The organism is Phytopseudomonas dryadis (assembly GCF_004327355.1).
GTDB lineage: Bacteria > Pseudomonadota > Gammaproteobacteria > Pseudomonadales > Pseudomonadaceae > Aquipseudomonas > Aquipseudomonas dryadis.
The window spans coordinates 23,545-36,773 of record NZ_QJUM01000018.1 but is presented as its reverse complement, the minus strand read 5'-3'; the positions used below and the strand labels follow the sequence as shown (position 1 = coordinate 36,773).

Genomic DNA, 13,229 nt, shown 5'->3' with positions numbered 1-13,229 from the left:
GCGCCCGTACTAGGCTGCGCACAGTTCCCTCACCGCCCAGCCGACCGTGTCCAGCCTCGCCCCGTCCATTCCCTCCGCGCACCGCCAAGGCGCTGCCATGACAACCCCGCGCATCCGCCTGGGCGATCTTTCCGTGGGCTTCCTCCAGAGCCTGGGCGATGCCATGCGCGACCTGGGCCATGACCCACGAACCCTGCTCGAGCAGTACGGCTTCGATGCCGCGCGCCTGGCCCAGCCCCGCGCCCGCCTGTCGATCCCGCGCTACATGCGCCTGGGCCACAGTGCCATCCAGGCCACCGGCGAAGCGGGCCTGGGTCTGGCCATGGGCCGTCTCAGCCGCCTCAGCCAGATCGGCCTGGCCGGCATCGCCGCGGCCCAGGCCCCGACCGTACGCGAGGCGGCGCGCACGCTGATCCGCTTCGAGCCGCTGTACGCCGCCAATTACCGCGGCCACTCCAGCCTCCATGAAGACAGCCGCGGCGCCTGGCTGCGCTTCTACTCGATCAGCCCGTACAACGCCTACAACCGCTTCGTGGTCGACTCGGTGATCGCCGGCTGGCTGCAGCAACTGAGCACGGTGGCGGGCAGCGCCCTGCTGCCCCAGGCGGTGCAGATCGAATTCCCCGCGCCGGCCTATGCCACGCAGTACGCCACGCAGCTCGGCTGCGCGGTCGAGTTCGACGCGCCGCACAATCAACTGCGCCTGAGGCAACAGGCGCTGAACCTGCGCAATCCCGAGCACAGCCCCGGCACCTGGCAGCACCTGCTCGAACTCTGCGAGCAGGAACTGCAGCAACTGACCCGTACCCGCAGCCTGCGCGAGCGGGTCAGCCAGTTGCTCGGTCCCTTGCTGCACGGTCGCGAGCCGGACATGCGCGACATCGCCCGGCGTCTGCAACTGCCCTCCTGGACCCTGCGCCGCAGGCTGGCGGAAGAAGGCACGCAGTTCCGCAGCATCCTCAACGAAACCCGTCGCGACCTGGCGATCGCCTATGTCCGCGATACCGAACTGGCCTTCGGCGAGATCGCCTACCTGCTCGGTTTCGCCTCGGCCGAAGCCTTCCAGCGCGCCTTCAAACGCTGGCTGCAGCAGACACCGGGCGAAGCGCGCCGCGGCTATCGTCGCCCCGACGGCCTTGCATCCGAATCTTTGAAATAATTATTTTCATTTACATCGGCAGGTTTTACGCTTCTCGTTCGTCCTATAGGTAAGCGATCACATCGAGGGCGGGCGCCAAGGCTCGATCCGATACTGATTATTTCCCCGGCATGCCTCGCGGCAGGCGGGGTTTTGTCCGTTCATAAAGAGCGCATTTTCGCCGCCCGGCGGCGACCACGCCCTGCAAACAAGACCGATATTCAATGTCCAAGAAGTCCCGCTCGAAAATCTGGTTCCTCGTCCATAGCTGGCTGGCCCTGCCCATCTGGTTCTTCGTGCTGATCGTCTGCGTCACCGGCACCCTGGCCGTGGTCAGCCAGGAGATCGTCTGGCTGGCCAACCCGGACGTGCGCGCCTCGAAGCCGTCCAGCGATGCCGAGCTGCTGACCTTCGGCGAGGTGCTGGCGGCGATCAACGAGGCCGAGCCGCAGATCATCGTGCAGTCCATCAGCCGCCCGGACGAGTCGCACTTCGCCCTGACCGCCCGGGTCAGCTACCCGGACGGCAGCACGCCGACGCTGTACGTCAACCCCTATACCGGGGTCATCCAGGGCGTCAGCCCGCAATTCGACTTCCGTCAGTTCACCCGGGCCCTGCATGGCTGGTGGCTGGTGCCCTTCACCAACGGCTTCAGCTGGGGCTGGTACCTGGTGTCGCTGATGGGCCTGCCGATGCTGGCCTCGCTGGTCACCGGCCTGGTGGTCTACAAGAAATTCTGGAAGGGCTTCTTCAAGCCGAAATTGCGCTTCAACCAGGGCGCCCGGATCTTCTGGGGCGACTTCCATCGCCTGAGCGGCATCTGGTCGATCTGGTTCATCGCGGTGATTTCCATCACCGGCATCTGGTTCCTGATCCAGGCGATCCTCTTCGACAACCAGATTTCCATCTCCACCGCCGGGGTGCCGGCCGTGGTCGCCCGCGAGGACGTGCCCATCACCCGGCCCGGCGAGCCGATCCCGATGATCGGCCTGGACGAGGCCGCCAGCATCGCCATCGACAAGGTGCCCAGCCTCGACGTGAGCTTCGCCAGCCTGCCGAGCAACGCCTACGATCACATCTCGGTCGGCGGCCGGGGCTGGTACCCGCTGATGTTCCAGAGCGCCTCGATCAACCCCTACACCGGCGCAGTCGAGCACCAGCGCCTGCTCGAGGACCGCTCCAGGCTGGAGTTCGTCACCGAGTCGATGCGGCCCTTGCACACCGGCGACTTCGGCGGCATCTGGATCAAGCTGATCTGGTTCTTCTTCGGCCTGATTCTCAGCATGATGGTGCTCAGCGGCCTGCTGATCTGGAGCAAGCGCACCGCCCAGGCCACCGCCAAGGCACTCAAGAAACCGGCCCGCAGTCGCCGTGACGAGGATACCCGGGCCCTGCCGGCCACCCGGGTCAAGAACAACGCGGAGGCCAACGCATGAGCAAGGCAGTCGCAGCGCAGCCGTCATCCAGCCTGAGCCGCCTGTGGTACAAGTGGCGCTTCCACATCAACATCCTGCTGGTGATCATCCCGCTGGCGTTCATGCCCAAGTACTTCAAGGACGTCGCCCTGTTCCGCGGCACCAGCGGCCTGGGCGAGCGCGAAGCCGGCGAGGTCGTGGTCGGCCCCTGGTCGCTGCGGCTGGCGGAATTCCGCGCCGAGCCGCCGACCCTCGATGGCCCGGCCGGCTATATGAAGAGCTTCAACGCCGCCCTGTGCCAGGCCTGCGCCGGCCAGGTCAAGGCCACCTACCTGCGTATCGGCAAGCCGCGCAGCCTGCGCGCCGCCGGCGCGATCTTCTTCGGCAGCGCCTACCGCATGGGCGCGACCGTGCCGTTACCGCCCCGTACCAAACCCGATGCCGAACTGTGGATCACCATGGAGGGCTGGGACGGCTCCATGCACCAGGCCGCCATCCCGCTGCAACAGGCATCCCCCTCGACCGTCGCCTGGCTGAAGAGACAACAAGGAGGCAAACCATGATCGACCCCACCCGCAAGTCCCTACGCCTGGCTACGGCCAGCGTGCTGTTGTCGCTCAGCGGCGCGGCCCTGGCGCACAACCCGATGTGCCAGTGCGAAGACGTCGACGACCAGCATATCCGCTGCACCGGCGGTTTCTCCGACGGCAGCGGCGCCCCCGGTGTGACCCTGGACGTGATCGGCTACGACGAGAGCATCCTGGTGCCGGGCAAGCTGGCCGAGGATTCGACCATGACCTTCAAACGCCCCGATGGCGAGTTCTACGTGCTGTTCGATGCCGGCCCCGGTCATATCGTCGAAATCGACCACACGGAAATCGAGGCCCCATGACGGTTCAGGTCGTACGCCCCGCCGGTGCCGGCCACGAAACCCTCTACGTCCTGCTGCTGTGCCTGGGCATCCTGCTGGCGGCCGGCTCGGTGGTGGCCTGGCACGGCGAAAGCGAGACGGTGGCCAGCGTCGAAAGCCACCAGATCGATGCCCGCCGGGATCTCAGCGCCGCCGAACAGGGCATCTATGCCGACCTGCGCGTCGCCTTCGACGAGATCCAGGCGCGCCGCGACGAAGAGCAGACCCTGCTGGCGCCCGAAGAGCTGGCCGCGGAGGGCTTCCCGCCCTTCGCCGACGACGCCAGCGCGATCAACCGTGGCCAGCATCGCTGGCACCTGCTGCAGCCCAGCGGCACGCCGGCCTATTTCGGCGCCAGCCAGGCGCCTGCGGTGGCCGGCTCCTTCGTCATGCTGCTCGACGCCGCCGACGCCGCGGCCCCCCAGGCCGATATCTGGCTCAACCGCGATAGCGATCCAGGCCCACCCGCCGGGCTCGATGCACAGAGCCTGATCGACGCAGGATGGCAGCAGATCGCCTCCCAGTACGACGCAGGCGTTACCCGGCAACACCGGCATTGATCGCCTCCGATTCACCCGACAGAAGACTGCCCGCCAATGCCCATCTCCCGCCTTGCCCGCCTGTTCAGCGCCCGTTCGCGCCTGGCACGCCTGTCCATCGCCCTGCTGACGCTGCTCGTCGTCGGTGCCGCCAGCGCCGCCGACGCCAAGCGCCTGCGCATCGGCATCACCCTGCACCCTTACTACAGCTATGTGAGCAACATCGTCGGTGACAGGGCCGAGGTGGTGCCGCTGATTCCGGCCGGCTTCAACCCGCATGCCTACGAGCCGCGCTCGGAAGACATCAAGCGCATCGGCTCGCTGGATGTGGTGGTGCTCAACGGCGTCGGCCACGACGATTTCGCCGACCGCATGATCGCCGCCAGCGAGAAGCCGGACATCGCGGTCATCGAAGCCAACGCCAACGTGCCGCTGCTGGCCGCCACCGGCATCGCCGCCCGCGGCGCGGGCAAGGTGGTCAACCCGCACACCTTCCTGTCGATCAGCGCCTCCATCGCCCAGGTCAACAACATCGCCCGCGAGCTGGGCAAGCTCGACCCGGCCAACGCCAAGCTCTACACGCAGAACGCCCGGGCCTACGGCAAGCGTCTGCGGCAGATGCGCGCCGACGCCCTGGCGCAACTGACCGAGGCACCCAACGCCGACCTGCGGGTGGCCACGGTGCATGCCGCCTATGACTACCTGCTGCGCGAATTCGGCCTGGAAGTCACCGCCGTGGTGGAGCCGGCCCACGGTATCGAGCCGAGCCCCAGCCAGTTGAAGAAGACCATCGACCAGTTGCGGGCGCTGGACGTCAAGGTGATCTTCTCCGAGCTGGACTTCCCCTCCACCTACGTGGACACCATCCAGCGCGAGTCCGGGGTCAAGCTGTACCCGCTGTCGCATATTTCCTACGGCGAGTACAGCGCCGAGAAGTATGAGAAGGAAATGACCAACAACATGAACACCGTGGTACGCGCCATCCAGGAAGGCGGCCAATGACCGCCGCCGAACACCTCGGCGCCGGGCACCAGGCGCCAGCGGCCATCGGCCCGACCATCGACTTCGAGCAGGTCGGCCTGGTGCTGGGCCGCACGCAGATCCTCGAGAACGTCAGCTTCCAGGTGCGCCCGGGCAGCGTCCACGCCCTGGTCGGCCCCAATGGCGGCGGCAAGAGCTCGCTGATCAAGACCCTGCTCGGGCAGATGCCGCACCAGGGCAAGCTCAGCCTGAACTGGCCCGGCGCGGTCGGCACCATCGGCTACGTGCCCCAGGCGCTGGAGTTCGACCGTGGCCTGCCGATGACCGTGGACGACTTCATGGCCGCCATGTGCCAGCGGCGCCCGGCCTTTCTCGGCCTGTCGCGGCACTACGCCAGGGCCATCGACGACGCCCTCGGGCGGGTCGGCATGCAGGCCAAGCGCAAGCGCCGCATGGGCGCCCTGTCCGGCGGCGAACGCCAGCGCGTGCTGCTGGCCCAGGGCCTGATTCCCGAACCACAGCTGCTGGTGCTGGACGAGCCCATGTCGGCCCTCGACGAGGCCGGCATCCAGGTCTTCGAGCGCCTGCTCGGCGACTGGCGCCGGGCCGGTGTCAGCGTGCTGTGGATCGAACACGACCTGGCGGCGGTCAAGCGCCTGGCCGACCGGGTCACCGGGCTCAGCCGCCGCGTGCTGTTCGACGCCCCGCCCGCCGAGGCGCTGACCCCGGAACGCCTGCTCGGCCTGTTCTCCACCCATCCCCGCAGCGCGGAGACGCTCCAGCCATGATCGACTACGAACAGTTCCGCCTGATGATCCAGGGCTGGGCCTCGGCCGGCTACCTGCCGGAGGCCCTGGCCTACGGCTTCGTCATCAACGCGCTGCTGGCCGGCGTGCTGATCGGCCCGGTGCTCGGCGGCCTCGGCACCCTGGTGGTGGTCAAACGCTTCGCCTTCTTCTCCGAAGCGGTGGGCCATGCCGCGCTCACCGGCGTGGCCATCGGCATCCTCCTCGGCGAACCCTACACCGGTCCTTACGGCGCGCTGTTCGGCTATGCCCTGCTGTTCGGCATCCTGCTCAACTACCTGCGCAACCGCACCGGCCTGGCCCCGGATACGCTGATCGGTGTGTTCCTCTCGGTGTCGCTGGCCATGGGCGCCAGCCTGCTGTTGATTCTCGCTGGGCGGATCAACGTGCACATTCTGGAAAACGTGCTGTTCGGCTCGGTGCTGACGGTCAACGGCACTGACCTGCTGGTGTTGCTGGTGGTCGGGGCGCTGGTCATGGGCCTGGCCCTGCCGCTGTACAACCGCATCATGCTGGCCAGCTTCAACCCGCAACTGGCCGCCGTGCGCGGTGTGGCGGTGAAGACCCTGGATTACCTGTTCGTGATCCTGGTGACGCTGATCACCGTGGCCGCGGTCAAGGTCATCGGCGCCATTCTGGTCGGCGCCCTGCTGGTGATCCCGGCCGCCGCCGCGCGCCTGCTCAGCCAGTCGCTCAAGGGCTTCTTCTGGCTGTCGGCGCTGATCGCCACCGTCAGCACCCTGGTCGGCATCCTCATGCCCATCGTGCTGGATCTGCCGATCCCCTCCGGCGCCGCGATCATTCTGGTCGCCGGCTTCGCCTTCGCCCTCGCCGCCATCGCCCGCGGTACCGTACCAAGCTTGAAAGGGAACCTGGGATGACCCACACACTGCGCCATATCGGCCTCGCCCTGCTGCTCGGCCTGCCCGGCCTGGCCCTGGCCACGGGCGACACCAGCGTACTGGTGTCGCAGCCCATCACCTTCGGCCTGGGCAGCGCTCTGCTCGAGGGTACCGAGGTGCGTATCGAACGCGCGGCGCCAGCCAACCTGCCCGCCAGCCGGCAGATCTCCTATTTCGCCGGCCGTGGCGCCGCGTCGCTGCAGAAGGCCGCGGCCAAGGCCGACGCGGTGATCGCCCTGCGTTCGCTGTGGGCGGACGATCCGCTCTATCCGATGGCGCGGCGCAGCAACATCCGCATCGTCGAGATCGACGCCGCGCGCCCGGTGGATGGTGCCCTGCCCGGTATCGCCACCCAGGCGGAAAGCGCCGACGACAACGTCCTGGCCAGCCACCCCTGGCTGGCCATCAACAACATGGGACGCATGGCCGATGTGATGGCCGCCGACCTGGTGCGCCTGGCACCGGAGGCCAAGCCCCGGGTCGAACAGAACCTGGCCCGGCTGAAACAGCGCCTGCTCAAGCTCAATGCCCACAGCGAAGCGCAACTGGCCAAGGCCGATAACCTGTCGGTGTTCAGCCTGTCCAACCGCCTCGATTACCTGGTCAGCGGCCTCAACCTCGACCTGATCGGCAGCGACGACCGTGACGACCGCGAGTGGGACGCCGAGTCCCTGCACGCCCTGACCAGCGCGCTGCAGGACGACGACGTCGCCCTGGTGCTGCACCACCGCCAGCCCGCACAACCGGTACAGGACGCGGTCAAGGCCGCCGGCATCCCCCTGCTGGTGCTGGAAACCGACAGCGACGACCCGCTGACGGAACTGGAAGGCAATGTCGGCCAGTTGCTCGAGGCCCTGGTGCAGTAAACAAGAAGGCCCGACGCGCAAGCGCCGGGCCTTCTGCTTTTGCTCATGTTGCCGATGCAGCCTTCACGCTCAGCCGGGCTGAAGCCCAGTCGATGCACACTTGGCTGCCAGCATCGCTGCCGCAGCCACCCCCACCGAGCAATCCACTGATCTATTGGAAAACAGATTTCAGATAGCGCCCGATTGTCGGCGTGCAAAGCCGATTTCCATTGTAGGAGCCCCGCCCCGGGGCGATGCGGTTGCGCTCATTCAACAGGTTCCGTGGTATGGCCACCAATCGCCACGAAGGCGCAGCGCCTAAACGGGCTCGCAATCCGAGCACGGGATGCACGGTGAAGGCTGTTTGCTGCCAACCCTCAGAGCTCGGTCGCGTCTTCGGCCTGTTCGGCGATGTCCTGCTCGAAGGCACGGGACTCGAGCAACTCTTCCTGATAATCGTCCATCTCTCTTCTCCTTTCTCCGATCTTGAACCGAGTCTAGAAAACTCCGGTGACCGTGCTGTGACACAGATCAAGCCAGGGTGGTTCAGTCCTCGCCCGGTGCGTTGCAGCGGCCGTCGCCCGTGCCGAGCGCCGATGAAGACTCACATATGCTAATTCCTAAATATTATTTATTAGAGATTTTTTAGATCGATTAGCTTGTACCAACCGTTCCATCCCAGATCGATCCAGATCCCCCTTTTCCAGGAGCCGCCATGCCCAATACCTTCTCACCGCGCCGCCTGCTGGCCACGCTGACGCTGGCCAGCGCCACGCTGAGCGCCAACGCCGCCGACCTCACCGTCGCCTACCAGACCACGGTCGACCCGGCCAAGGTCGCCCAGGCCGACGGCGCCTACGAGAAGGCCAGCGGCGCGACCATCGACTGGCGCAAATTCGACGGCGGCGCCGAGGTCATCACCGCGGTGGCGTCGGGCGACGTGCAGATCGGCTACCTCGGTTCCAGCCCCCTGACCGCGGCCGCTTCTCGCCAGTTGCCAATCCAGACCTTCCTCATCGCCACGCAGATCGGCGCGGCCGAGGCCCTGGTCGCGCGTAACGGCAGCGGTATCGAGCAGCCCGCCGACCTGGTCGGCAAGAAGGTCGCGGTTCCCTTCGTTTCGACCGGCCACTACAGCCTGCTGGCGGCGCTCAAGCACTGGCAGATCGACCCGTCCAAGGTGCAGATTCTCAACCTCGCGCCGCCCGCCATCGCCGCGGCCTGGCAGCGTGGCGACATCGACGCCACCTACGTCTGGGACCCGGCGCTGGGCGTGGCCAAGGCCAACGGCAAGGTGCTGATCACCTCGGGGCAACTGGGCGAACTCGGCGCCCCCACCTTCGATGCCTGGATCGTGCGCAAGGACTTCGCCGAACGTCACCCGGAAGTCGTCCGCGCCTTCGCCAAGGTCACCCTGGCGGCCTACGCCGACTACCGCAAGGATCCCCAGGCCTGGCTGGCCGACAGCGGCAACATCGACAAGCTGGTGCAGCTTTCCGGGGCCAAGGCCAGCGATATCCCGCTACTGCTGCAGGGCAACGTATTCCCCCTGGCAGACGAGCAGAAAACCGCGCTGGGTGCGCCGACCACCGAGGCCATCGCCGCCACCGCCAGCTTCCTCGAGGAACAGGGCAAGATCGACGCGGCACTGCCCGACTACGCCCCCTACGTGAGCAACCAGTACATCGACTGAGCGCCGTCGCCCCGCCCGTGATGCACGGGCGGGCGAACGCCATCCGCGAGAGAGGTAGCATGGCATTCCTGCAACTGCAGCACATCGGCGCGCGTTACCCGGGCGCCGCCGAGCCGGTGCTGGCCGATATATCCCTGAGCCTGGGGCCCGACCAACTGGTGGTCGCCCTGGGCCCTTCCGGCAGCGGCAAGACCACGCTGCTCAACCTGATCGCCGGCTTCGTCGCGCCCAGCAGTGGACGCCTCACCCTCGACCAGCAGCCGGTGCATGGCCCTGGCGCCGAGCGTGGCGTGGTGTTCCAGGACGACGCCCTGCTGCCCTGGAAGAATGTCCTGGACAACGTCGCCTTCGGCCTGCAGCTGGCCGGTGTGCCCCGCGCGCGGCGCGAAGCGCGGGCGCGCGAACTGCTGAGCCTGGTGGATCTGGACGGCTTCGACCAGCGGCGCACCTGGGAACTCTCAGGCGGCCAGAAGCAGCGTGTCGGCCTGGCCCGCGCCCTGGCCGCCGATCCGCAGGTGCTGCTGATGGACGAGCCCTTCGGCGCCCTCGACGCCTTCACCCGCGAACAGATGCAGGAGCTGCTGCTGCAAGTCTGGCAGCGCACCGGCAAGCCGATCTTCCTGATCACCCACGACATCGAAGAAGCGGTGTTCCTGGCCACCGACCTGATCCTGCTATCGCCCAACCCCGGGCGCATCAGCGAACGCCTGAGCCTGGACTTCGGCAGACGCTATGCCAGCGGCGGCAGCGCCCGCGGCCTGAAATCCGACCCGGCCTTCATCGCCACCCGTGAACAGGTGCTGGCCCAGGTCTTCGCCGAACGCCAACGGAGGCCCGCATGAGCAGCCTGGAACTGGCTCGATCCGAGCAGCCGGTGGCGGCGCCCAGGCGCCCCCTCAGCCTGGTGCTGATCAGCACCTTGAGCGTCGGCAGCCTGTTGCTGGCCTGGTGGGCGGTGACCGCCGCCGGCCTGATCGAGCCGCTGTTCCTGCCCAGCCCACAGGCGGTTCTGGCCCGCGGCTGGCAACTGATGACCCAGGGTTACATGGGCGCCAGCCTGTGGCAGCACCTGGCCGCCAGCCTCGAGCGCATCGGCCTGGGCCTGCTCGCCGCCGTGCTGAGCGCCATTCCCCTGGGTATCGCCATCGGCTACAACCGTATCGTACGCGGCATCTTCGATCCGCTGATCGAGTTCTACCGGCCGATCCCGCCCCTGGCGTACCTGCCGCTGATCGTCATCTGGTGCGGCATCGGCGAGTTCTCCAAGGTGCTGCTGATCTTCCTCGCCATCTTCGCCCCGATCGTCATCGCCACCGCGACCGGCGTGCGCAATGTCGATCCGAGCAAACTGCGCGCGGCGCAATCGCTCGGCGCCACGCCCCTGCAACTGATCCGCCACGTGATCCTGCCCAGCGCCCTGCCGGAGATTCTCACCGGCATCCGCATCGGCCTGGGCGTGGGCTGGTCGACCCTGGTGGCGGCGGAGCTGATCGCCGCCACCAGCGGCCTGGGCTTCATGGTGCAATCGGCCGCCCAGTTCCTGGTCACCGACGTGGTGATCCTCGGCATCCTGGTCATCGCGGTGATCGCCTTCGTGCTGGAGATGGGCCTGCGCGCCCTGCAACGCAAACTGGTGCCCTGGCACGGCCAGGCCCATTGAAGCGATGGCGGCCATGCTGCAGAAATCGCGGTATGGCCGCCATTCGCTGCGGGGTCGCAGCTCCTACAGTAACTCGCGGCAAACCACCGGCCCTGTAGGAGCGCCGCCCTCGGCGCGATACGATCGTGGCCATCCTGCAAAGTCCGTGGCATGGCTGCCAATCGCCGCGGGGTCGCGGTTCCTACGGAATCGCGGCAAATCACCGGCCGTACAGGAACGTCGCCCCCAGCCTAGCCCTCGCGCTGCTGCGCGTTGGCCTGGGACACATTGCTGCCCGGCGGAACACTGCGCGTCAGCCAGACGTTGCCGCCGATCACCGAGCCCTTGCCGATGGTGATGCGCCCCAGGATGGTGGCGCCGGCGTAGATCACCACATTGTCCTCGACGATGGGGTGACGCGGCTGGCCCTTGTGCAGCAGCCCGCTCTCGTCGCTGGTGAAGCGCTTGGCGCCGAGGGTCACGGCCTGGTAGATGCGTACGTTGTCGCCGATGATCGCGGTCTCGCCGATCACCACGCCGGTACCGTGGTCGATGAAGAAGCTGTGGCCGATCTGCGCGCCGGGGTGGATGTCGATGCCGGTGGCGCCGTGGGCGGTTTCCGCGCCGATACGCGCCAGCAGCGGCAAGCCGGCGCGGTACAGATGATGGGCCAGGCGGTGGTAGATCACCGCCAGCACGCCGGGGTAGCAGAGCAGCACCTCGTCGACGCTGCGCGCCGCCGGGTCGCCGTTGTAGGCGGCCACCACATCGAGATCCAGCAGCCGGCGCAACGCCGGCAACGCGGCCGCGAACTCGCGCACGAGGGCCACCGCCTGCGCCTCGACGGCAGCGCCATCCTCGCCGCGCTGGCGGGCGGCGTAGCGCAGTTCCAGGCGCGCCTGGGCCAGCAGGCTGTTCAAGGCCCGGTCGAGGGTATGCCCGACATAATAATCCTCGCTCTCCTCGCGCAGTTCCGCAGGGCCCAGACGCATGGGAAACAGCACCCCGCACAAGCCGCCGAGCAGCGCCGCGACGGCCTGGCGCGAAGGCAGCTCGCGGCCGCCCTGCTCAGGATCGCGCCCTGTGCGGTTGCGCCATTCGGCGCGGGCCGAACGCAAACCACCGACGATCTGCTCCAACTCCCAGTTGATCGACTGGATGGGGGTCTCGGCATCGGCCCCAGCGCTGTCGGTGCTGGCGAACTTGCTGTTCATGACAATCCTCTGTGGGTGAAAAAGGCCGCGCCGCGCGCCGTACCGCCTGTGCGGACGGCCGCCCTGGCGGCAAAGGCACAGTGTAACCGGGCTCGGTCGACGATGAGGCGCCCCTGTGGCGCCTCCCAATATCCATTGATTATTTGAATATGCAAAAAACGCCTATCGCGTGGACCGCCAGGCCACAGCGGCGGCGACCGGATTGTTGCCCGAGCAACAGTTGGCCAGGCCACGGCACGACGCCAGGGCGATTGCCCTAGATATATAAAAAGCAAACATATCTATATCCGCATTAGTTCTTTTAATTATTAAAAGCAACGCCGTATAACCCTAACCATGCCCCGGGCCAGCGGCTGCCCTCTGCGCGAACTGTCCGGAAAACGACTGTTGCCCAGGCAACAGACCGGCAACAGATACGCCGGAAAACAACAACCGCCCAGCCTGTCCACCCCGCAAACAGGGGCTTGCGCCCCTGGTATGGCTCTTGCTCTCAGGGATGCACCGAGCAACCGCACAGGAACTCAACATGTCCACCCCGCTGAATGTCGTCACTGTCGCCGCCAGCCCCCAGCAGCCCTCGCGGACGCAGGCCCTGGCCGAAGCCATCCTCGGCGAATTCGCCGCCCACCTGCCGCTGGCCCCGCACCGGGTCAGCCTCGGCGACATCGCCCGGGGACTGGGAGCCGCGCAGCGCCGCGACGAACTACCGGAGTCGGTGGAACGTCACCTGCGCGCCATCGAGAACGCCGACCTGCTGATCGTCGCCGTACCGGTGTACCGCGGCAGCTACCCCGGCCTGTTCAAGCACCTGTTCGACCTGATCGACCAGGACGCCCTGATCCAGACCCCGGTGCTGCTCGCCGCCACCGGCGGCAGCAGCCGCCACGCGCTGGTCATCGAACACCAGTTGCGCCCGCTGTTCGGCTTCTTCCAGGCGCTGACCCTGCCCCTGGGCGTATACGGCAGCGAAAGCGATTTCCAGGATTACCAGGTCAGCGACGACGCCCTGCGCATCCGCATTCGCCTGGCGGTCGAGCGGGCGTTGCCGCTGTTCGCCAACGGCCCGCAGGCAGCACGCCGGATCGCCTGAGGCGCATCCGCTTCCAGCGTCGGACAGCCGCCGCCGTGAACGGCCGAAGCGCGACGA

At 67.2% G+C, this 13,229-nt stretch carries 14 protein-coding genes; 13 read left to right on the top strand and 1 reads right to left on the bottom strand.

What is annotated here, in order from left to right:
* The first annotated feature begins 97 nt into the window (after positions 1–97).
* The 12 genes from DNK34_RS15785 to tauC all read left to right on the top strand — a co-directional run bounded on the left by DNK34_RS15785 (position 98) and on the right by tauC (position 10,889).
* Entirely contained in the window at positions 98–1,159 is a 1,062-nt protein-coding gene (locus DNK34_RS15785) for an AraC family transcriptional regulator (protein WP_131176309.1), read from the top strand.
* Positions 1,160–1,362: 203 nt separating this feature from the next.
* On the top strand, positions 1,363–2,574 hold the full coding sequence (locus DNK34_RS15780) for a PepSY-associated TM helix domain-containing protein (protein ID WP_131176308.1): 1,212 nt from the start codon (positions 1,363–1,365) through the stop codon (positions 2,572–2,574).
* On the top strand, positions 2,571–3,116 hold the full coding sequence (locus DNK34_RS15775) for a thiamine pyrophosphate-binding protein (RefSeq protein ID WP_131176307.1): 546 nt from the start codon (positions 2,571–2,573) through the stop codon (positions 3,114–3,116). Before DNK34_RS15780 ends, DNK34_RS15775 begins: the two co-directional genes overlap by 4 nt.
* Entirely contained in the window at positions 3,113–3,445 is a 333-nt protein-coding gene (locus tag DNK34_RS15770; protein WP_131176306.1) for a hypothetical protein, read from the top strand. The genes DNK34_RS15775 and DNK34_RS15770 overlap by 4 nt, the downstream gene beginning before the upstream one ends.
* The gene (locus tag DNK34_RS15765; protein ID WP_131176305.1) at positions 3,442–4,023 is read left to right on the top strand and encodes a DUF6162 family protein; all 582 of its coding nucleotides are present in this window, start codon (positions 3,442–3,444) and stop codon (positions 4,021–4,023) included. Before DNK34_RS15770 ends, DNK34_RS15765 begins: the two co-directional genes overlap by 4 nt.
* Positions 4,024–4,059: 36 nt before the next feature.
* Positions 4,060–5,004, top strand: a complete 945-nt coding sequence (locus DNK34_RS15760) for a metal ABC transporter substrate-binding protein (protein ID WP_131176304.1) — start codon at positions 4,060–4,062, stop codon at positions 5,002–5,004.
* A complete protein-coding gene (locus DNK34_RS15755; RefSeq protein WP_131176303.1) occupies positions 5,001–5,771 on the top strand; it encodes a metal ABC transporter ATP-binding protein in 771 nt (256 codons plus the stop codon). Before DNK34_RS15760 ends, DNK34_RS15755 begins: the two co-directional genes overlap by 4 nt.
* Positions 5,771–6,670, top strand: a complete 900-nt coding sequence (locus DNK34_RS15750; protein WP_131176362.1) for a metal ABC transporter permease — start codon at positions 5,771–5,773, stop codon at positions 6,668–6,670. The genes DNK34_RS15755 and DNK34_RS15750 overlap by 1 nt, the downstream gene beginning before the upstream one ends.
* On the top strand, positions 6,667–7,557 hold the full coding sequence (locus DNK34_RS15745) for a metal ABC transporter solute-binding protein, Zn/Mn family (protein WP_131176302.1): 891 nt from the start codon (positions 6,667–6,669) through the stop codon (positions 7,555–7,557). Before DNK34_RS15750 ends, DNK34_RS15745 begins: the two co-directional genes overlap by 4 nt.
* Positions 7,558–8,251: 694 nt before the next feature.
* A complete protein-coding gene (gene tauA, locus DNK34_RS15740) occupies positions 8,252–9,229 on the top strand; it encodes a taurine ABC transporter substrate-binding protein (RefSeq protein ID WP_131176301.1) in 978 nt (325 codons plus the stop codon).
* A 59-nt stretch (positions 9,230–9,288) separates the two neighbouring features.
* Positions 9,289–10,071, top strand: a complete 783-nt coding sequence (tauB, locus tag DNK34_RS15735; protein ID WP_242675344.1) for a taurine ABC transporter ATP-binding subunit — start codon at positions 9,289–9,291, stop codon at positions 10,069–10,071.
* Positions 10,068–10,889: a taurine ABC transporter permease TauC gene (gene tauC / locus DNK34_RS15730; RefSeq protein ID WP_131176299.1), complete on the top strand. Its 822-nt coding sequence runs from the start codon at positions 10,068–10,070 to the stop codon at positions 10,887–10,889. Before tauB ends, tauC begins: the two co-directional genes overlap by 4 nt.
* A 230-nt stretch (positions 10,890–11,119) precedes the next feature.
* Here tauC and epsC read toward each other — a convergent pair whose 3' ends face one another.
* On the bottom strand, positions 11,120–12,082 hold the full coding sequence (epsC, locus tag DNK34_RS15725) for a serine O-acetyltransferase EpsC (RefSeq protein ID WP_131176298.1): 963 nt from the start codon (positions 12,080–12,082) through the stop codon (positions 11,120–11,122).
* A 526-nt stretch (positions 12,083–12,608) separates the two neighbouring features.
* Here epsC and msuE point away from each other — a divergent pair.
* Positions 12,609–13,172, top strand: coding sequence for an FMN reductase (gene msuE, locus DNK34_RS15720; protein WP_131176297.1), 564 nt, complete (start codon positions 12,609–12,611; stop codon positions 13,170–13,172).
* The last annotated feature ends 57 nt before the right edge of the window (positions 13,173–13,229 follow it).

Coding starts and splice junctions, on each gene's coding strand:
- DNK34_RS15780 (WP_131176308.1), top strand. CDS start 1,363: ATGTCCAAGAAGTCCCGCTCGAAAATCTGGTTCCTCGTCCATAGCTGG.
- msuE (WP_131176297.1), top strand. CDS start 12,609: ATGTCCACCCCGCTGAATGTCGTCACTGTCGCCGCCAGCCCCCAGCAG.
- DNK34_RS15765 (WP_131176305.1), top strand. CDS start 3,442: ATGACGGTTCAGGTCGTACGCCCCGCCGGTGCCGGCCACGAAACCCTC.
- DNK34_RS15745 (WP_131176302.1), top strand. CDS start 6,667: ATGACCCACACACTGCGCCATATCGGCCTCGCCCTGCTGCTCGGCCTG.
- DNK34_RS15770 (WP_131176306.1), top strand. CDS start 3,113: ATGATCGACCCCACCCGCAAGTCCCTACGCCTGGCTACGGCCAGCGTG.
- tauC (WP_131176299.1), top strand. CDS start 10,068: ATGAGCAGCCTGGAACTGGCTCGATCCGAGCAGCCGGTGGCGGCGCCC.
- DNK34_RS15775 (WP_131176307.1), top strand. CDS start 2,571: ATGAGCAAGGCAGTCGCAGCGCAGCCGTCATCCAGCCTGAGCCGCCTG.
- DNK34_RS15760 (WP_131176304.1), top strand. CDS start 4,060: ATGCCCATCTCCCGCCTTGCCCGCCTGTTCAGCGCCCGTTCGCGCCTG.
- DNK34_RS15785 (WP_131176309.1), top strand. CDS start 98: ATGACAACCCCGCGCATCCGCCTGGGCGATCTTTCCGTGGGCTTCCTC.
- tauA (WP_131176301.1), top strand. CDS start 8,252: ATGCCCAATACCTTCTCACCGCGCCGCCTGCTGGCCACGCTGACGCTG.
- epsC (WP_131176298.1), bottom strand. CDS start 12,082: ATGAACAGCAAGTTCGCCAGCACCGACAGCGCTGGGGCCGATGCCGAG.
- tauB (WP_242675344.1), top strand. CDS start 9,289: ATGGCATTCCTGCAACTGCAGCACATCGGCGCGCGTTACCCGGGCGCC.
- DNK34_RS15755 (WP_131176303.1), top strand. CDS start 5,001: ATGACCGCCGCCGAACACCTCGGCGCCGGGCACCAGGCGCCAGCGGCC.